General features: G+C 35.0%; 10 protein-coding genes. 2 read left to right on the top strand and 8 right to left on the bottom strand.

The genetic code is table 11. The features are described 5' to 3' along the window. Window positions 1-42 precede the first annotated feature (42 nt). Both OLM51_RS16175 and OLM51_RS16170 read left to right on the top strand, forming a co-directional pair. Window positions 43-2,142 carry a LysM peptidoglycan-binding domain-containing protein gene (locus OLM51_RS16175; RefSeq protein WP_264551632.1) on the top strand — a complete coding sequence of 700 codons (2,100 nt, stop codon included), beginning with the start codon at window positions 43-45 and terminating at the stop codon, window positions 2,140-2,142. Continuing rightward, the gene (locus tag OLM51_RS16170; RefSeq protein ID WP_264551631.1) at window positions 2,142-2,543 is read left to right on the top strand and encodes an OsmC family protein; all 402 of its coding nucleotides are present in this window, start codon (window positions 2,142-2,144) and stop codon (window positions 2,541-2,543) included. Before OLM51_RS16175 ends, OLM51_RS16170 begins: the two co-directional genes overlap by 1 nt. Window positions 2,544-2,861: 318 nt before the next feature. Here the strand turns inward: OLM51_RS16170 and OLM51_RS16165 are convergent, their stop codons facing one another. From OLM51_RS16165 to OLM51_RS16130, 8 genes are all read right to left on the bottom strand, one after another. Then, window positions 2,862-4,199: a Gfo/Idh/MocA family protein gene (locus OLM51_RS16165; RefSeq protein WP_264554300.1), complete on the bottom strand. Its 1,338-nt coding sequence runs from the start codon at window positions 4,197-4,199 to the stop codon at window positions 2,862-2,864. Window positions 4,200-4,592: 393 nt separating this feature from the next. Next, complete coding sequence (locus tag OLM51_RS16160; protein WP_264551630.1) at window positions 4,593-6,290, bottom strand: RagB/SusD family nutrient uptake outer membrane protein; 1,698 nt, start codon at window positions 6,288-6,290, stop codon at window positions 4,593-4,595. A 9-nt stretch (window positions 6,291-6,299) separates the two neighbouring features. Next, window positions 6,300-9,380 (bottom strand): SusC/RagA family TonB-linked outer membrane protein, encoded by a 3,081-nt coding sequence (locus OLM51_RS16155; RefSeq protein ID WP_264551629.1) that lies wholly within the window; start codon window positions 9,378-9,380, stop codon window positions 6,300-6,302. 450 nt (window positions 9,381-9,830) lie between these two features. Further along, a complete protein-coding gene (locus OLM51_RS16150; RefSeq protein ID WP_264551628.1) occupies window positions 9,831-11,069 on the bottom strand; it encodes a purple acid phosphatase family protein in 1,239 nt (412 codons plus the stop codon). Between the two features lie 154 nt (window positions 11,070-11,223). Next, a complete protein-coding gene (locus tag OLM51_RS16145; RefSeq protein WP_264551627.1) occupies window positions 11,224-12,522 on the bottom strand; it encodes a DUF3472 domain-containing protein in 1,299 nt (432 codons plus the stop codon). A 479-nt stretch (window positions 12,523-13,001) separates the two neighbouring features. Next, complete coding sequence (locus OLM51_RS16140) at window positions 13,002-15,182, bottom strand: M1 family metallopeptidase (protein WP_264551626.1); 2,181 nt, start codon at window positions 15,180-15,182, stop codon at window positions 13,002-13,004. A gap of 71 nt (window positions 15,183-15,253) precedes the next feature. Continuing rightward, entirely contained in the window at window positions 15,254-18,349 is a 3,096-nt protein-coding gene (locus tag OLM51_RS16135) for a DUF5107 domain-containing protein (protein WP_264551625.1), read from the bottom strand. Window positions 18,350-18,494: 145 nt separating this feature from the next. Beyond that, window positions 18,495-21,500 (bottom strand): glycoside hydrolase domain-containing protein, encoded by a 3,006-nt coding sequence (locus OLM51_RS16130; protein ID WP_264551624.1) that lies wholly within the window; start codon window positions 21,498-21,500, stop codon window positions 18,495-18,497. Window positions 21,501-21,519 lie beyond the last annotated feature (19 nt).

Raw genomic sequence — 21,519 nt, 5'->3', positions numbered from 1 at the left:
ACCTTGTTAGAAATTAAAAATTAAATTGTTTTAAGCCTTATTATGAAATATTATTCAACATTACTGTTTTTCGTTTTTTTTGTTACCTGTTCTGCTTTTTCGCAAGAGAAAGTGGTAAAATATACGGTTTCAGGCGGGGAAACAATTAACGAGATTGCTGTAAAATTTAAAGTGACACCTTATGATATTTATTCGCTGAATCCGGATGCCAGAAGCGGAGTAAAACCAAATACAGTTTTGCTGATTCCGACAAAAGGAAATAAATCTGTGGCAAAAACGGAAACAGCTGTGGCTAAATCGGAAGGTAATTCAAAAGAAATTATTCATGACGTTCAGCCAAAAGAGACTTTTTACAGTATCGAGAAAAAATATGGTATTTCGGACGCGGCTTTAAAAGCGGCAAATCCTTTTTTGGAAAAAGACGGAGTACAAATTGGACAAAAATTAGTGATTCCTGCAAAAGGTTCTGCTCCAAAAGCAGCTGCTGCAAGTTCAAAGCCAGCTAAAAGTGCAGCACAGGAAAAATATGTTTATCATGATGTGGCAGCAAAGGAAACCAAATTTGGTATTGCAAAACAATATAACATTTCAGTTGCAGAATTAGAAAAACGTAATCCTGAGATTGTTGAAAGTTTACCTGTAGGTTACAGACTGACAATAAAAGGAATAGCTCCTAAAACCGAAACAGCAGCTCCGGCAGTAAATACGGTGAAACCAACAGAAACTAAAAAAGCTGCAGAAACTCCTAAAAAAGCAACCACTTATATGGAGTATCAGGTAAAACCAAAAGAAACATTTTATAGTTTAGGAAGAACTTTTCATTTGACTCAGGAAGAATTGACAGCATTAAATCCGTCTCTTTCAGAAGGAGTTAAAGAAGGAATGGTTTTGAAAGTTCCGACAGGATATTTAGCGCCGGCTCCAATTATTGTACAGGCACAACCGACAGAAAAAGAGATGGAGAAACCAATTGAAAAAGCTGCAGATGTCCCAAGTGGGATTAAAATTGTCGATAAAGTAAAATCTGAATCTGTTTCGGCAGATCCTGAAATAGTTGAATTGACCAAAAAGAGGGGGCAAACAGGTCGTCAGAAAGTAGTTTTATTGTTGCCTTTTAATTTGGCAAAAATGCAAAGTGATACAACAAGTACCGCTACGAGAATTAAAAGCGATAAATTTTTAAACATGACTCTTGATTTTTATTCTGGAGCTATGATGGCAATTGATTCTGCCAAAACGCTAAAATTGCCAATAGATGTTTCTATTTATGATTCAGGAGAAACTAAAACGACATCAAATGTTTCGAGTTTAATCGCGCAGAATAAACTTCAAAATGCAAATGCTGTAATTGGGCCATTTTATCAAAATAATGCTGAGGCGACTGCAAACTCACTTCGTATATATAATGTTCCTGTAATTTCTCCATTGTCTAAAGATGCAGCAAACCCAATTGATAATTTGTATCAGGCAATTCCATCAAATGATGTTATTCGTAATGCGGTTTTTGATTATATGCGTGCTAAAAACGGAAATATAGTTGCTGTAGTTGATAAGAAAAAAGAATCGGTAGTTAATTATATCAAACAAAACCAAAAAGGAGTTGTTTTTGCAGCTTTGACAGAAACGGGAGGTTTGGATGTAGCTAATCTGAAAAGTTTATTGCTGCCAAACAGAATGAACTATGTAGTAATGGAAACCGGAAATACGGCAATGGTAAAAACAACGATAAAAGCTTTATTGGATGCACAAAAAACCTGTCAGGTGCAATTGGTGATTTTAGAACCAAATAGTACACTGGATACCGATGAAATTAGTTTTGATAATTTGACAAAATTAAAATTAATGTATCCATCAGTAACTCGTGAAAGCGATGATGCCGGAGTTCAGATCTTTGAAAAATCGTACCGATTGAAGAATAAAGTAAATCCAAATGCTTATGCAACCAAAGGTTTTGATGTAACTTTTGATACGATGATGCGTTTGATGCAAGGAAAAACATATCAGGAAACGGCAGATTTAATGACGACGGAACAAGTGGATAATAAATTTCAATATTATAAAAAAGAAGATGGAGGACACGCAAACAAAGGTGTTTACATTTTATATTACGATACTGACTTAACTTTAAAAGTAGCAAATTAATGACATCAAAAGTAACCTATTTAGGCGATTTAAGAACAAAATCAATTCACGTACAATCAGGAAGTGAAATCATTTCTGATGCACCGGTTGATAATAACGGAAAAGGAGAAGCATTTTCGCCAACAGACACTGTGGCAAATGCATTAGCAAGCTGTATGATGACTATTATGGGAATTAAAGCCCGTGATTTAAATGTAGACTTTGTTGGCTCTACTGCGGAAGTAACTAAAATTATGAATGCAGAACCAAGAAGAATCGGAGCAATCGAAATTGTATTTGATATGCAGGGTGTTGCCGATGAAAAAAGCAGGACTATACTGGAGCGTGCGGGAATGACTTGCCCGGTTTTCTTAAGCTTAAGTTCAGAAATTGAAAAAAGAATTACTTTTAACTGGAAGTAATTTTTAGAACTTATAATAAACAAAAAACCATTCACATGCGTGAATGGTTTTTTGTTTTATAATTATACTTCATGGAAAATTTGTTTAACAAATAGAAACATAGATAAACAGGGCTAAAAAAGAAAGTAAAGTGAAATACGTTTCTTTCTCATAGAGAAACTATGTGTATTTAAATTAGTGAAACGCCTTTTTAAGTATACCAAAGCTATGTTTGTATGTGTTAAAGTTAAGTAACCATTATATTTTATATTGTGTAAAATAAACAAAAGAGCGCTTTAAAATTGCGCCCTCTTGCTCTACTAAACTAACCAATAAAATTTATTCTGCGAATTCTAATTTTTGTAATTTCTTCCATCCGCCACGAGTGAAATCCGGAATTTCAACTGGAGCAGAACCATTATCAAGAGAAATTTCTGTTAACGGACCAAGACAAGACCATTCTGCTAAGTCGTAAACATCCATATCCAGCGGAAGCCCTTTTTGCAGGCAATGAATTAAACGATAATCCATTACGAAATCCATTCCGCCGTGACCACCTACTTTTTTAGCTTGTTCTTCTATATTTTTTACTATCGGGTGTTTGTATTTTTCCATTAAAGCTTTTTTAACCTCTTCAGGAACAAAAGAGTGCGCGCTTAATTTTTCGTGATTTGGTTTTACATCATCGCCCAATTCTTTACCGTCTAAAGCGTAACCTTCTAACGGATATTTGTTTGCAAAACCTTTTGTACCGCTCAATTGATACATTCTGCTGTAAGGACGAGGAGAAGTAACGTCATGCTGAATCTGGATTGTTTTTCCGTTTTCAGTACGAATCATCGTCATGGTATGATCTCCATTTCTAAAGTCTTTAATTTCCTGTCCAGATTTTTCTTTAATGTAAGCAGGATTTCCAACCGCTTTTGTATCCATAGAAACCAGGAAATTCATTTTGTCTCCACGGTGAATGTTTAGAGCCTGACAAGCTGGTCCCATGCCATGTGTTGCATAGATATCTCCACGATGTTTGATGTTGTAATCCATTCTCCAGTTATTCCAGTATTCTCCCCAAAAAGGCTGTAAACCATGAATGTATGATCCTTCAGCATGTAAGATTTCACCAAATAAACCTTGTTGTGCCATGTTTAAAGTAGTTAGTTCAAAGAAATCATAAACACAATTTTCAAGCTGCATACAATGTTTTCTTGTTTTTTCGGAAGTATCAATTAGCTCCCAGATTTCTTTCATTGTCAAAGCTCCCGGAACTTCAATTGCAACGTGTTTACCGTTTTTCATGGCCTGAACGCCAATTACGGCATGATGCAACCAATCTGTAGCGACATAAACTAAATCTACGTTTGGTAATGCTGTTACTTTTCTCCATGCATTTTCATCACCATAAAATTCCTGTGCTTTAGGAAGTCCGGCTTTGGTTAAAATTTCATTTGCTTTAGATGTATTTTCCTGTGTCATGTCGCATAGTGCCACAATCTCAACACCAGGAATATGTGTCATACGTTCAACAGCTCCGGGACCGCGCATACCAAGTCCGATGAAAGCAACACGAACATTTGGAATCGCTGGTGCAGCCAAACGTAATACATCGGTTTGACCTTTAGCACGTGATGGAGTTTTTGTTTTTATCATTTGAGCCGTAGCAAATGTTCCCCACAACATAATGCAAACGGCCAAAATGAATTTTAAATTACGAGTTTTCATAATTAGTTTGTTTGATTAGATTTTTTTGATGACGTATTTTTTGCACATTATAAGTGCATTAAATTCGTTGTTCTTTTTTAAGATATTTAAAGTGTTTTAATTTGTGTTCTCGAGCACACTTTGTAAATGTAATAAAATTTAAGTCATAATAGCAATTAAAAAGAGAAAAATTGTTTAAAAATATAATTTAGAGATTGATAATTAACTAAATAGATTTGACTATAAAGAATGCATCGTGCAGTACCTTTATAAGCTATAGCATTTGCACAAATTATAGGATGGCCCATACTTAAAATATTATATTATAAAATCTCTCTAATCTGTAAATTAGAGAGATTTGAAAAGAATGAACTATGGGTTTTGGGTTAGAGTTCCCGGATATGCATTGATTTCAGACTGAGGAATGTATTGTACTACTCTTGGACTTGAAGCCGGCCAGTCGACCATTGGTAAATGCGGTCCCGGATAGTGACGTGTCATAGTTTGTCCGTTTCTATAAACATCATAACTGCGATGTGCTTCAAAAGCTAATTCTAATTGACGCTCTTCGTCTACACGTTGTGCAGCATTTGTATTGTCTAATGATGTATAACCTCCTCCAACAATTGATCTTTCGCGAATGAGATTTAAGTTCGTTAAAGCACTGTTGTAATCGCCTTTTTTGACATAGGCTTCTGCTATATTTAAATATAACTCATCTAATTTTGAAATAGGAGGAGAGTACAGGTGAGAATCATTATTTTGTAAAGAACATTTGGTGATATAATACATTGGGTATACACGATTTAATAACATCATATAATCTTTTTCTCCTGTGTAAGTTTTTCCTTCGTACACAATTGAATATTGATTTTCGACTGCATTTACTACGGTTAAGTTGTAATCTGTAGTGCCAATTGTGATATAAAGCGAACCATTAGAATTTGTTTTAAGCGGCTGCTGCATGTAGTTGTAACCAGTTTGTGTCCCGCCGGCATTTTTAATGTCGTAAATAAAACGGAATGCCGGAGTTTTCGTTCCTGCGTCGTTTGTATCGTACTGCGGATCAATAAAAGCCCAACGAGCATCTTTCTTTAAACCTGATTTTCTTAGTAAATCAAGGTATTTTGCACTAGCATACATTTCGCCCCATCCCTGACCTTGAATATTAGCATACATACCGCCAATACCACGATAATGATCATCACCTGAGAATTCTGAAGCGACACGTTTAACGGCAAAAATGGTTTCAGTTTGTTCATCAGAATCCGGTGCATAAATATTGGATTTCATAAAACCTTCGCGGCTCAATAATTTATACTTTCCGCTATTGATTACTTTATTTGCGTATTCGATAGATAGTGTTGCATAATCCTGATTTGGGTTTTCGTATGTACCACTCATATACAGATAAACTCTTGAAAGCATTGCCTGAGCAGCTTCTTTAGTTGCATATGCTGCAGATCTGTCAACAGTCATTAAAGATTCTGCTTTTTTCAAGTCGCTAATCGCTTGTGCATAAGTATCTTTTACGGTTGATCTGTCCGGTAAAGTAAGATTAATTAAATCTGCAGGAACACCATTTACGATTGGCACACCTAAATTAGTTTCTGGTGATTGTGCGTAAGGTCTTCCGTAAGCACGACATAAATAAAAATAAGCCATACCTCTTAAATAGTAAGCTTCACCTAATTGCTGGTCAACGGCAGGACTTTCTCCTTCGGTCATAATCTTCATTAAGTCACTTGATTGTGAGATTATTTTGTAACTGTTGTTCCAGAAAATAGATAGTCTGTCATTGTCCGGAATATGCTGATATGAAATAAAAGAATAAAATGAATCAGTAGATGTTCCTCTAATCATGATGTTGTCACCAGGATATTCTCCAATTCTGTGCATAGTGTCAGACCAGCCTTTTAATTGTGCATAACAGCCATTTAATAAAACTTCCACGGCAGCTACTTTATCTTCTTCAATTTTGTCTTTTGTGTAGGATCCAAATGGTTCTCTGTCTAAGTCACATGAGGACAGGAAACTAATTACCATACATAATATAAATATCTTTTTCATGATTCTGTTTTATAGAGTTAAGTTAAGTCCTAATACAATTTTACGTGTTGAAGGATATACTTGTGTTGCAACACCTGTTATAGTATATTGCTGGTTTGCTGAATTATAAGTAGGAGGCAGTTCAGGATCAACACCAGAATAATGACTAATAGTAAACAAGTTCTCTCCAGCGATGTATAATCTTAAATTTGCAATATGAAGACGCTCAATTGGCATGTTGTATCCAAAAGTGATGCTTCTCATTTTTAAGTAAGTACCGGTTTCTAAGAAACGTGAAGATGCTTTGTTTGATTGACTAGGGTTATCATAAAGAGCCTGTGGATGCGTTGCAATATCACCAGGTTTTTCCCAACGGCTCCATCCATTTAGAAGTTTCATTTGGTTTCTATCGTTGTAAGCACCATCTGAGTCAAATTCTGCACGTGCATAATTGTAAATTTCACCTCCAACGGAATAACTAAAAATAGCAGAAAAATCAAATTTCTTATAGTGTAAATTGGTAGAGAATCCTCCAAAAAAGTCAGGAGTGTAAGATCCTATTACTTTTTGGCTTTTAGAGGCATCACTATAATCGCTCGTTTTTACACGTTCACCAGCAGCATTTGTAGTAAACCATTGTGGTTTTCCGTTTTCAGGATTAACGCCAGCCCACTCTGTTAAGTACCAGCTATCAACATCTTTTCCCGGAGTTAAAAGTTTTCTTGCTGAACCCGCAACACCGCTACCGTCTCCAACAATAATTTGTTGTTTATCACCATAAAGTTTAGTTACCTTATTTTTATTAGTTCCAATATTGGCATCGACAGACCAGTTAAAGTTGTCATTTTTGATGATGTCTACATTTACCGAAGCTTCAAAACCTCTATTGTTTACTGCACCTACGTTTCTCCAAATGCTGTTAATTCCAATTACACCCGGAAGTGGTACCTGATATAATAATCCGGAAGTGTTTTTATTGTAATAATCTAAAGTAATGTTTACTCGTTTAAAGAAGCTTACATCTACACCAACACCACCTGTAAAAGTTTTTTCCCAGCTTAAATCCGGATTTGCCAATTGTGAGATTAACGCTCCCGGGCTTTCGTTATAACTACTTTTCGAGAAAGAATATAAAGGAAGATGAGGATATAAACTATTAGGTCTGTTACCTACAGAACCGTAACTGGCTCTTAGTTTTAAGTTATTGATATAATCTGCATGAAAGAATGATTCATTATGAATGTTCCAACCTGCACTTACAGAGTAAAAATTACCATACTGTGCATTTTTACCAAAGTTTGATGCTCCGTCACGACGGAAAGATACTTGTGCTAAATAACGATTATCATAAGAGTAATTTACGTTTGATAGTAAAGATTGTACCGCCCATTGCGATCTTCCACCAGCTACTTTTTCAGGAACTGCTGCTGCATCAGGAGCTACAATTCCCGGAGGAATTCCGGTAGCAATTGCCTGGCTGAATTTTTTATTGTACTCATTCCACTCATAACCTGCAACAGCATTAAAAGAGTGTTTCTTGAATGTTTTATTGAATTTTACTAATTGATTGGTATAGATTCTATTATAAGTATCAAAGTTATCTTCGATTCTGCCTTTTACAGCGATTCCATTTGCTGATCTTGGATCTGTATAATAATTGGAATTTGAATTACCAAAAATGTAATTGTTTACAGATGAAAAAGTCAGCCAACTTGTCAATTTAACATCAAAATCAAGATTTGTACGAACAGTATAGCTCTCAGATTCACCATAATTCCATTGTAAATCATATAAGTAGTTTGATCCGGTTGTGTTTACCCAAGTTGGGTTTGGAGCATTTCCTACCAAAGATCCATCTGGCAAATAAGGACTGTCCCAAGGCATATTTGCATACAAAGCGTAAACATCGTGTTGTTTGTCTAAAGTAGATTCTCTGGTTAAATTTACCTGAGGTCTTAAGGTGAACCAACTGCTTGGTTTGTACTCAAACTTCATAAGGCCGTTGTATTTTTTGTAGTCGTACCCTTTTATAGCCCCTGTTTCGTTGTAAAGACCTACAGAAATATAACTCTTAAAAGTTTCACTGCCGCCGCTGAATGATAAGTTGTAATCTTCTGCAATACCTGTTTGAGTTCCATTATCCCACCAATTAAAGTTTTTGTTTCTTAATTCAGGTTTCCACCACCAAACATTTTGAAAAGTTTCTTTGTTAGCAAATGAGTCATATAAATCATATAATTCAGCGCCATTCATAATTTTGAAATTTCCATTGTTTATTGTGGTCATAGCAGTTTTAGCAGAAAAATTAATGGTAGATTTTCCATTTTTCCCACTCTTAGTAGTAACTACAATCACACCATTTGCTCCTTGTGAACCATATACAGCCGTAGAAGCTGCATCTTTAAGAACAGTCAAGGTTTCAATATCAGCTGGATTTACATTTGCCGAAGTATTCCCCACAATAACTCCATCAATTACCCATAAAGGGTCTGTACTTCCATTGACAGTTGTTCTGCCTCTAATAATTACTTTAGCTGCTGCTCCTGGCTGTCCGCCGCCTGTATTTACAAATACGCCAGTAGCTTTTCCTGCCAGCATATTTTCAACATTAGGTGTAGTTACATCTGTAATTTTTTTATTGTCCAAAGTTTGCAGCGATCCGGTTAAACTTTCTTTTTTTACTTTGCTGTATCCTACTACAACAACTTCGTCCATTTGCTGGCCGGCTTCTTTCATAACAATTTTTATGTTGCCATTTTCTGCGACAGCTTCCTGATCCTGCATTCCAATAAATGTAAAAACAAGTATGGTATTGGCACTTGGAACCTCAATAGTAAAATTACCATCCATGTCTGTCTGAACGCCATTTTTTGTACCCTTTATAATAATATTTACTCCGGGCAGTGGTGCTCCGGATTCATCTACAACTTTTCCTTTCACCATTTTCTGGAATAATGTAAACTTACTTACATCAAACTTCATTTCTTTTACAGCTGCTACGGTAAATTGAAAATTTAAAGACAGTAAAGAAATGACGGTTACTTTTAAACACTTTTCAAAAATGCCTTTTCGGCACAGGCTTCTCAATTCCTTTTTGATTTTTTTTCTCATAGTTATGTTAGATTTTGATTAAATAGCATGACAATTTTGTTTTATGATTTTTTTTTTATGTTTTACAATTGGCCAAATTGCATTAAGGAATAGCTTTAAAGTAAAACTAATCTTACTTTATAAGTGTATTTTTGGTGAAAATAGTAATAAATTTATTACAAAACAAATTTAATGTGCTCGAGAACACATGTAATGTTCTCGAGCACATTGGTATTTGAAGAAAAAGGGGAGTTCTACCGGAAAATTATTTTTTTTTAGAAGAGAAAAAGTTTTTTGTAGTGGTTATAAAAACAATTTCTGTATAGTGAAGAAAGATCAGAAGAAAATTAAAACTTCATTGACCCATTTTTTCTGAAGGTACACGTACTATTTTTAGAAGTAACGATGCTTTGTTTTTGGTTGTATTTCTGAGGTAAAAGCGTAATTATATGCAGTGAAAAAGAGATAATTTTAAAGATTTTTTCTTTTAGAATTAAGTGTAAATACACCGATCTCTTTACCTGAATCATTTAGCATTTGTAACTTTAAAATCTTGGAGTTAGCCTCAATACGTATTAAAGTTCTAATACCGGTTTCTGGTCCGCCACCTATCACAAAATGATAAGAATGGTCTGTATTTGGCTCAAACATTCCATACTCATGTGTATGTCCTGCTACAAATAAATCAATTTTATGTTTTTCAAATAAAGGGCCAAATAATCTTCGGCATTCGGTAGTTCCGTGTTCTTCATCAGAATGATAATGAGGAATGTGCATCATTACAACGCGAAAAGAAGCTTTTTTAAAAGCCTTGGTATTCATTTGTTTTTCAAGCCAGGCAGCTTGTTCTTCTCTATAAGAATCATAATTGACAGTACCTCCATAAACCGGATGTGAATCTTTTTTATCTTCTCCAGTATCTAAAACAATTGCATACACAGGTCCTGTCTGAAATGTATAATATTCTTTATTGTCATAATTATGATAATAATCAAGTAAATTTCTGGAAAATTTTCCTCTGGTTTCATGGTTTCCTCTTACAAACATGAACGGCTTTTTACTTGAGAATATATTGCATGGAGTAAGTAAGTTCTCGATAATCTGATTTTCGTCAGTTTGATAATTAAACATATCACCATTTAAAAAGACAAAGTCAAATGGTTTATTTTGGTTTAAATCGATTAGTTGCGAAAAGGATTCAGGTCTATCGTGAATATCATTTAAAACAAGCCAGCTAATGTTAGTTGCTTTTTCAGGAAATGTTTCAAAATGATTTATTTCACTATTAATAATGTCTCCAAAAGTAATTTTGTAAGGTTGAAAATCTAAAATTTGTTTAGAGAAAACCTTATAATAATACCTGGTGCCGGGTTTAAGATTTGTTAGTGTTACTTTATTAATTTTAGAATTTGTATTCATCATACCATGTGAACATTGTTGAGCTTTGGTACCCAGTTTTTCCGTTTCCCCATATTCAACCCAATTCAGACTAAGTTGTTTTGTGATCCACATAATTGTAATACTATCACTGGAAGGAGCCTGTAAATAGGGTTTAGTTAAAAAATCATGGGAAGAATCGGCCTCGTCAACTGCTGTGATCTTATTTTCTGCAAAGGATGATAACGGAAGTCCGCTAGCAAGAATAGATCCGGAGAGGCCAACAATACTTTTGGATATAAATTGTCGTCGGGAATTTTTTTGTTCTTTCATATATTAGAGTTTTAAAATAAATGATTTTTGACTGTCTTATATTTTAACGCAATATTGAAGAAGATTAGGGGTAAGCAAAAAAAACACATGATACATTTAGGAAAATAATTTTCACAAGAATGTTAATGGTTTTTTTTAATCAATAGCGCGAGAATTAAGGTAAAGTATCGAAGTTGATATCTGGTTTTTTATGGTTTAAAGGTCTTGTGAATATTGTTTTTGGGGTTGTATAATCGTTGAAAAATCCTCCGTCTTTTAAATAGAAAGAGTTCTTCTCAAGTCCGCCCGCAAAATCCATTCTGTATTCTTTTGCTCCGGTATTGTCTGTGGTGAAACGTGCAGAGTTAATTTCTGTCCAATTGCCTTTTTCGTCGCAAATCCATTGATTGTTAAATAAAACTTTGCGAGATAAATTGCCCTGTTCCGGAACAAAATTTTCTAAAAATGAATGAAATCTTTTTAGATAAGTATTGGTTTGTGGTCTGTTAAAACTAGCTATCAAAAGCCATTTTTTTAATTCGGGTGCGTAAAAATAAGCAGTATAGTTTGTGGAGTTGTTTTTTTGCGGCGTTCCGTGTAAAAGGAATTTATAGGTTATTCCTGCTTTCCAATTGTATTTCATATAGCTTTGTCCGCCTGAACCTTCGTTTCCAAATTCTCCAGAGTGAACATTTTCGCCTTTTTTGAGCATTTTTATTTTTTGATCATCCGGAATGCTGTCAGGATCATCGGTAGTAAACGGACTCCATACTGAAAACAAAATTCTTCTTTCTGTTGCAGAGTTTACCTGAATTCCAAAATAGCCTTCTCCAAAGCCATTTGCCATAAAGTAAGAACCAATTTTATCTTCGTTTTTAGGAACAGTAACTTCATTGTAATACCATTCGGCATTGGTGTTTTCAGGAACCTGGTAGTTTAAATGTACAGATGGTCCGCGTCGTCCCCAATGATAAAAGTTTCCTTCATTATTTGGGACATAAGCTATTTTACCATCATAATCTGTACCTGAAACGGTCAGACGACTGATAGAAGGAAAGCGATCTCCGGTTTTGCTGATTCCTTTTATTTTTAGGGCAACATAACCTTCGTGATTAATTGTCCAGTTTCCAACAACAACTGCTTTTTTGGAAGTGGTAAAGAGTATTTTTTTTGATTCATTCTGAATGGAGAACTCTAATTCTGATTTTCCAGAAACTTCAACAGATTCTTCTACAGTAATCTGAAAAGTACCTGGTTTTGAAACTCTGAAATATACGGTAAAAAATTCGGCAGTATTGGTCCAGTTTTCTATTCCATTGTCTGTAATCGTATTGCTTCCTTCAACATGTTTGGAGCTAAAAGCATTTCCGGCAAGAGGAATTGAAACAGTTGTTTTAGTATTCGGATTAGAATCCTTTTTGTTTGAAAAGGAGACTAAAAGAAAAGCAAAGAACAGATAGAACAGATTTTTCATTATGCTGATATTTTGGTTTTATTAATTTAAAAAACACCCTTTGTGTTACCGTATGGACATAAGTATAAAAAATAACACGAATAACACGAATTGCACTAATTGCCACTAATTTGTTTGTGAAATTAATTTCACAAACAAGGTTAACCTATTAAAATTTGTGCAAATTCGTGCAATTGGTGTTCAAAATTGATTTATAATATTTGTGTCCACACGGTAGCCCATTGTGAGTAATTATTTTTTAGCGCACAGAAGCATAGTTTCTTGTAATCTTAAAAAAGGCGTTTCACTAGTTTAAATGCACATAGTTTAGCTATGTGAAAGAAATGTGTTTCTTTTTGCATTCTCTAATGAACCAAAGAATTGCATGTTTCTACGTGTTATTTTTTTTTGAGTTTTATCGTACGGATTAAAAATAACCTCTCTAATTAACCAGATTAGAGAGGTTTCAAAAACAAAACAATTCTGAAGAACTTTACTAATTATTTTTGACCACTAAATCTTTTTATCAACGGAGTTACATGTTTTTGAGTGTCTTCATCTAATGTTGATAAAGCTTTGTCAGCTTCATCAGCAGAGAATTTTTTTAATCCTGTTATTCCGGCTGCAATTACATTATAAGATTGATTTTTAATGCTTTCCTGCATTAATTCTTTATAAGAAGCATCTCCGGATGAAGCTAGTTTTATAATTGCTGCTACTCTGCTGGAGGTATTTTTGTCGGTTTTAGCAATGTTAAGCAGGGTTTTTAGAGCAGCATCTTTTATTTGGGCATCGCTTAAATCAATTCCTTTTATACTTAGCACTCTCAAATCATCTTGTTGATCTTGCAGACCAGCCAGTAAAATTAATTGCGCGTCATGGCTTTTATCTTTTACAGCAAACTTGATAGCTTCGATTCTGTTATAGTAAGATGGAGCATTTTTGTACTGAAATAAATAATCGGCTACTTTTTTGTTGTCAATCACCTGACCTACCAAAATTTTATCAGGATCCAGATCTATAAAAGTAGGTTGAGCCGGAACATCAAAACTGAAATTTTGTTCTCTTTGATCGATTAGAATATCTTTTCTGATTTTAGCACCGTTTACATAAAAATCAACTTTTAAGGGTAAACTAAAAGTTTGTACGGAACTTTCCTGAACTTGTTTTACTGCGATTGTAGCTTTTCCGTTTGCATATCCGTATTCTATATTTAGTATTGGATTTCCTCCCTGATAATACCATTGATTAAAGTATGGACTCCAGTCTTTTCCAGTCACTTCTTCCATAGACAAACGCAATTGATGTGTTTCTCCGGCTTTAAAGGCATTGGTTGTTAAATAATGATTTAAAGATTTGAAAAATGCTGCATCGCCCATTTGATTTTTTATCGCGTATAATATGATAGAACCTTTTGAGTAACTGATATTATCAAACATATCGTCTCTGTTTTTGTAATGAAAACGAGCTAAAGGCGGACTTACTCCTTCTTTAGAAGAACGTAAACAGTTTTGTAGTTTTTCATAACGAGAGCGGTCTTCAGCATCTTGTCCGGCATCGTGACCGTGCCATAATACCTCGCCAAAAGTGGCAAAGGATTCATTCATTGTTAAATTAGACCAGGATTCAGCCGTTACATAATCTCCAAACCATTGGTGAAAAAGCTCGTGTGCAACCGTACTTTCCTGATTGTCATCCAGCAATTCTCTGGCTGTTTTTTGTACATATTCACCATGCAATGTTGCAGAAGTATTTTCCATTGCACCAGAAACATAATCTCGGGCAACGATTTGTGCGTATTTTGCCCAAGGATATTCAACACCCAGCATTTTGCTGTAAAAGTTCATCATATCCGGAGTTTTACCAAATATTTGTTTGGCGTAAGGCGCATATTTTGGTTCCAGATAATAGCTTACTTCTTTACCATTGTAAGTGTCTTTGGTTATTTTAAAATCACCAACCGCCATCATAAACAAATAAGGAGAATGTGGTAATTCCATTTTCCAGGTATCCGTGCGGGTTCCGTTTGAATTGACTTTTTGTGAAGCCAGTTTACCGTTAGATAAGGTTACATATTTTGCATCAACAGTCATCGCAATTTCAGAAGTTGTTTTCTGATTTGGTTTGTCGATTGTTGGAAACCAGGCCGATGAAGATTCCGTTTCTCCTTGTGTCCAGATCTGGATTGGTTTGTCATCTTTTCCATCCGGATTTATAAAATACAATCCTTTTGCATCTGTTATTGCAGCGCTTCCTTTTGCTTTTAATTCATCTGGTTTTGCGGTGTAACCAATGTAAATAGTGAATTTCTCCGTGCTTTTGTATTTTTTGTTTAAGCCAATAAAAAGCTGCTCATTGTCATACGTATATTTTAAAGGTGTTTTTTTGTTTCCTTCAATAATTGCAATTTCTTTAAAATCCATTCCTTTTGCGTCTAGCGTAAGTGAATCGGTTTCATAGAAATGTGGTTTTAAAGTCAGCCATGCTTTCCCATACAGGTATCTTTTGCCATAATCAAAGGATACGTCAAGTTTGGTGTGAACTAAATCGTGAACTTTTTGAGCAGTAACTCGATAAACAGACAATTCATCTTTGCTCTTGTCTGCGTTTTGTGCCTCTGTATTTTGACCCGCCAATAGGGCAAGTCCAAAAAGAGTACATTTTAAGAAAAGGTTATTCATTTTTTTGATTTTAAATGATTGTTTTATGGTTTAAAAGTACAGCTAATTGTAATGTACTTTTAATACATTTTTTAAAGTTTTTCGATAATTCGAACTTCGCCATCTTTTTCATCTGCTGTCAAACTATCGGATTGTTTATTTTTATAAACCTGCAAACACCATTGGATAATTTTATTTGCCGGATATAAACGGGCCTGATTTTGTAACCACTTTTCAGCTTCATTTGCAGAAGACGTTTTTTCGATTGCCCATGCAGAGATCAATTGATTTGCCGGTAAAAAATTCATTACTGTATTGTCTACTTTTGGATTGAAAGCGATTATTTTCTGTAATGATTTATTTGCTGTTTCTGTATTACCAAGACTGGTATAACATTGATAATCCATCCAATTTTCCAGTCTTTCGTCAATATCTTCATCATATGGTTTTCCAACGCCCAGATTTTGCGGCCACAATTTGGCATCGGCAATAAATTGTAATGCTTTTTTGTATTGTTTGTTTTTCATTTCTGCCAGAGCCTGCATTAATTTGGCTTCATGATACAATTGTCTACCGGCTGTTGCACCTTCAAAAGGAAGAATTTCCAGCTTAGTCAAGAATGCATCAGCTGTTGCATATTTTTTATTCAGTAATAAGGATTTGGCATACAACATCCCCATCAGATAATTCTCTTTATGCGTTTTGTAAAACGATTCTGTTGTAGCAAGTGCTTTATCAAATTGTTTTTGGGCAATATAATGTTCTGCCAGTAATTTTTGATATCTCCAACCTTGAGGATCAAGTTTTATCGCTTGCTGTAAACTAGCTGTTACTAAAGCAGGCTCGTCTTTAAACAAAGAAGCTTTTGCAGCATAAAAAGCCGGATCATTTGGTTTTGTTCCGCATTGTTGGAACAATTCTTTAGCTTCTGAAATATCATTATGATTCCACTCAATCAATGCCAGATGATATTTTAACTGGTGCTGATCGTTGGTTTTAATTAGCTTTTTCAGGATTTCTGCAGTTTCAGTTCTAAAAGGAAAACTGGTTCCCGGTTTGATTTTGCTTATGTCGACCGTTTTGTTTTCTAAATAGGCATTCCAATAAATAATTTCGGCACTTGGTTCTGCTATCGAGAAGACTTTTTTTGCATCATCGTTTAATCCTAATTGCTGATACCAGATACCTAATTCAAGGTAGGTTTGTTCCGGCATTTCATTTCGGATCATCGAAGTGAAGTTACCTTTTGATGCTTCTGATTTTTCCCAAAGGAATTTTTCGAAATCAGCAAAATGATTTAAAGGATCAATAGTATTTATTTTTGCTAATGCTTCATGTGCTTTGGTGGTATTATTTTGCAGGCGGTATATTACGGCAAGCAATTGTAAACCTTCTAAATTATATTGATTGTTTAGCAGACTTTTTTCGCCATATTCTGCTGCTTTTGCTAAATCATTTTCGGCTAAATATATTTTGCTTAATGAGGTATAAGCAGCACTTCTAAACTCAACTCCGGCAGCGGCAATATCAAAACCATCTTTTGCATCGGTAGTATTTCCTAAATGAAAATTAGCCAAAGCATAATAATAGTTTGCAGCCGAATCGTATGTATCGATTGCCAGCGCTTTCCTTGCTGAGGCAACAGCTTCTTTATATTCAAATTTTCTAATTTGTAAAGAGGCCAAAGCAGATAGAGCAGGAGCGAAGTTTGAATCTTTTTTCAGACAGGCATTTAATTTTTCTTCTGCCTGTTTGTAATCTTTAAAACTGATGTAGTTTTTTCCCTGCAGATATAATCCGTAAACTGAATTGTGATCAAAGTTTTGTGGTATTTCTACCGGGCGGTTAATATTTCCGTCTTCGGGAGCTGAATTCCAAACCAGTTTGTTTCCGCCAATGGTCAATCTTAACTTGTTTTCATTAACAGCGACCTGAATGGAATCTTTGAATACTTGTAATGTATTTACAGCGATATCTTTTGAATAGATTTTTTTATCGTTATCAAAAACTTCAATTTTTTCATTTGTCTTTTGAAGCGGTGAGAAATAAATTTTTAACCAGCCATTTTCGTTTTTTATATTTACGGAGCCATAATTATTAGCTTTTACAAAACCTTTGGTCTGTTTTACCGGAAACCAGTATTCTGTCCAGATATCGGTTTGATTGGGAGCAAATGAGCGCTGTTTAAAAGGGGTTAAGTTACTGCCTTCACTCGCCTGATTGAATAATCTTCCGCTTTGTACTTCTACATATTGCCCGTCGGTGTCTGTTAATAATTTTTCCCAAATCATTCCTTGCTGAGACAATCCCCAGATCCATATTTTTTTACCGGGCTTGTCATCGTGGTTTCCATATCTTCCCATCCCGAAATCTTCGTCATGCCAGTATCCTCCAAAGAAATCATCATATTTTCCGAAAACATGATAGGATTTGTAACCTCCAAAATCGTTGTTTTTATAGAAAGATAAATCTTTGCCATTCTCTTTATCAATTGGCCAGGCATTATGTTCTCCGTTATGTCCAATATAGGATTGTCCTGGATAGATAAATTGTAAATTTCCGGCTGCTTTTATTCCGGTATTCATCCAGGTATAATATGGCTGATCTAATTCGGTTGAATTAGACCAAAATGAGTTTGTGGTAAAATAGGCTTTGTCTTTTGGTAAATTGATGTCTAGTTTCCACGAAGTTCGGGTTAGAAGATCTAAAACGCCAATAACACAACTAATGCTTCCGTCTTCTCTGGTTATAATTTTATAATCAACTGGTGTAGCACAATTTGGTGTATGCCCAATAATTCCGTAATTACCCTCAACACCACCACTGGTCCAGGGACCGCGCATGGCAATATCTCTAAATTTGATTACATGATTATTGTAAACAAAGTCTTTTCCAGTTGATTTTTCAGTCGCAGACCATACTTTTCCGCCAATTTCCGGCAGAATCATCAGTTTGATATAATCGTTTTCAATCTCGATTACTTTCCATTCCTTTTGAACCGGTTTATCTGTAAATCCGTCGAAACGGAAGTAAGGATAAAATTTGGTATTGGGTTTTGGAATCGGATCAGGATCAGAAAACGGATAGGTTGTAAAAACTTTTTTGTATTCTTTTACGGTTGTTTTGTTTTGTGCAGTGACAAAGAGGCTTCCAAGAAGTAGTACTGATAAGAAAGGTTTAAGTTTCATGATGGAGCGCTTTATTTTGGTTATTTTTTGCCACAGATTTCAGGGATTAGAACGATTTTTTAAACTATATAGGAGTAAAAATAATCTGTGTTAATCAGTGAAATCTGTGGCATTAAAATTTTTAGTTATGTTGTTTAGCTACCGATTACTTCACAATCAATAGCCAGCCTTTTCCTTTTGATACCGGAATTTCATCTTTTGCATTGAATGTTTGTGCAGGCTGAAAATTAAGTACTTCAGGAGCTGTAATCGTCGCTTTTGCAGGGTTGATTCCTAGTTTTTTCCAGTCAATGTTCAGTTTTACTTTTGTATCAGAATCAGCCCAGCTTGCAATAGAAATTAAAGCTGTTCCGTTCTTTTTGTAAACGGTTGCCAATACTTTGTCATTTGTTGTTTTTACCGGACAATTTTCGCTCCAGTATCCAATCATTTCAGAGCCTTTGATTCCGAAAGAATCCCATAATTTCCAGATTTGTCTCGGATCTGCATTGTCACTCCAAGGTAATCTGTTGGTCATTCCGTAAACCATTCCTCTCCAGGGATTTCCTCCATCCTGAAGCATTTCGCCCATTAATCCGAAAGGAATTCCACTTACTTCAGTTAAGAAAAAGTCAGGCTGATTTTTTTGGTAATCAAAATATTCTCCAAACCATAATTTATTGATGTAAGGAAAGTGCTCCATGTATAAGTTGGCACTATTGTTAAAACCATCACTTTTGTTGTATTGGTTTGCACTGTGTAAATCAATAATTCCCGGATGACCATCTTGTGTAAGTACACGTTTGATACGTTTCATGGTGATTCTGTCAAAAGCAACATCATCAAGATAAATACCGTCAATGCCAACGTTTTGTGTTAACCAGTTCATTCCTTCTACGTAGTAGTTATGCCAACGGTTCATACCACTGTTTACGATTGCAGCATCTTTAATTTCAGGTACAAACCATGCCGCGATATAATCGTCTCCAACGTGTTCCTGTAACCATGAGAATCCGCCTCCTTTTCCTGGCGAATAGATTTCATGCCCTAAGCTTTTTAGAGCAAAAGTTTCATAAGCTTTGTTAGAAACCTCTCTAACGGTATTGTATATTTTTACTTTTAATCCTTTTTCATGTGCTTCATCGATATAGGTTTTCATCTTTTTATATTCGATAAAAGGATAATTGATATAAGGATTAATTGCATTGGCGTGGTGAATATTGATTACCGTTGCTCCGGTTTTTGCAATTGTATCGATTGGGCTGTATTTGTGGTAAAACTTCGTATCCCATTGAAAATCGGTATTGATGGTGTGGAATGGTGTAATTAATAAATTGAAGTTATAATACAACACATCGTCTTTTTTCATTGTTCTTGCACCGCTATACGCATTTACCAAAACTGACTTTTGGTTTGGTGTAATGGTAATTCCGCCTTTATTTTCATTACCCCATGAAGTTGGTAACAATAAAGGTTTTTGTAAATAGAAATTGGTATTTAACGGACGGCTGTATTTTTCGTCTCTTAAAGAAAATTGCAAACCTGAATTTACATTTCCTATCCATGCTCCATCCTGACTTTTATGTGCTACATCCCATTTCCAGTCAAAAGTTGCAGGACGATCGCCTCCTTTTTGACCTAATCCCATCATATATTTTGAAGCTGATGGCTGCATTGGCAACTGGAAGTTAATATCATTAAAAGAAACATCTTCAAGTGCTGTAACTTTAACAATATAGTGTACAAAACCATCAAACTCGATAGCTGCATTTACATCCATCTGAACTGATTTTGATATAGATGTATTTTGCCATGCCACTGTTCCTGCTTCTTTTTTAGTGAAATTAATTCCTGTATTTTTCCAGTCTGTTACTTCTTTTCCTGCTGCATCAACAAAATGAAATGCTATTGGAGCAGTTAGAATATCATTTGCTTTAGTACCCAAAGTAGTCATCTCAGGCGTGAAGAAAGTTTGTATTTGTGCCGGAAATCCGTTTGAGGCCAATGTTAGTTTTCTTCCTAATAAAGAAATTTCAGAACCCTTTACGTTTAACGGAATGTAAGGAGCAATAACAGTATTTTCCTGAGCTAAAGTTGAGTTTAACCATTTTAAACGTGTCATTTTTTCCGGACTGTCGATTCCACCATTTTTAGTTACTTCATTAGATACTTTTATTTCTAATGTAATTTCTCTTGGTTTTCCGTCAGCAACAACAGTAGCTTTTCCGGTATAGGTTCCTGCTGCGGCAGTTTGAGGCACATCAATACCACACCACATCGCTTGTATTTTTCCTTTAGAAACAGAAACATTTGCGGCAAAAGGAGTTCCGTCATATTTAACTCCGTCTGTATTAATGCAGCTGATGTTTTTTGCTTCAATTAATGCTCCGTTACTACTGATTAAATTAGAAAAAGTCACTTTTACATTTTTTAGATCTTCAAGTGCATAAACGCCTAATTGAAAAGCTAAATATTCTCCTTTCATTGCAGTATCAGAAAAACTATTCTGAATGCCTTTTTGAATCCATCTTTGGGGTAAATCAGATTTCATTCTGATCGAATGTAGGCGGTCTTCCGGAAAAACTAAAAAGGTATTTCCACTGTTTTTTGCAATTATAGCTTTAGTTTCAGCTGCTGTTGCAATTACTTCCATAGGATAAAAACTGTTGAAAGCATTTATACTCTGAATTTCTGTAACAGTACAATTATCGGCTAAATTAGATTTGATTTTAGCAGCCCATTGTGCATCAGTTTTCTGGTCTGGTTTAGCGTAAATTCCTTTAGGGTAATTTGACGTACCTTCGTCAACATAAGGCATATAGTAAACATAATAAGTTCCTTTTCCTGAAACGGGTTCAAAGTAAACTGTTCCGCTTTCTTTATTGATATTGGCAGTATTTACATTTTGAATATCCTTTCCGGCTGCGTCCTGAACAATAATTTTTTTAAGCTCCGGATTTTCATCTCTTCTTCGCCATTCAATTGTAGCTTTTGCTACATTTCCTGTGCCGGAAAAAGCGACTACAACGCGATGATTTCCTAATTGGTTAGGATTCCAGCTGTCGTTTCCGTCTGTATATTTTATTTGGGCAGTTAATGGAATGCTGATTGTAAAAACACAGATTAGCAATATCCTGCTTAAAAGGGGCTTGTTATTAAGGTTTAGTTTCATTTTATTTTATATTCAGGTT

Origin of the sequence: Flavobacterium sp. N2038 (assembly GCF_025947185.1) — a bacterium.
Classification (GTDB): Bacteria; Bacteroidota; Bacteroidia; order Flavobacteriales; family Flavobacteriaceae; genus Flavobacterium.
Note: the sequence above shows the minus strand (reverse complement) of the source record. Positions and strands in the feature narration are given on the sequence as shown.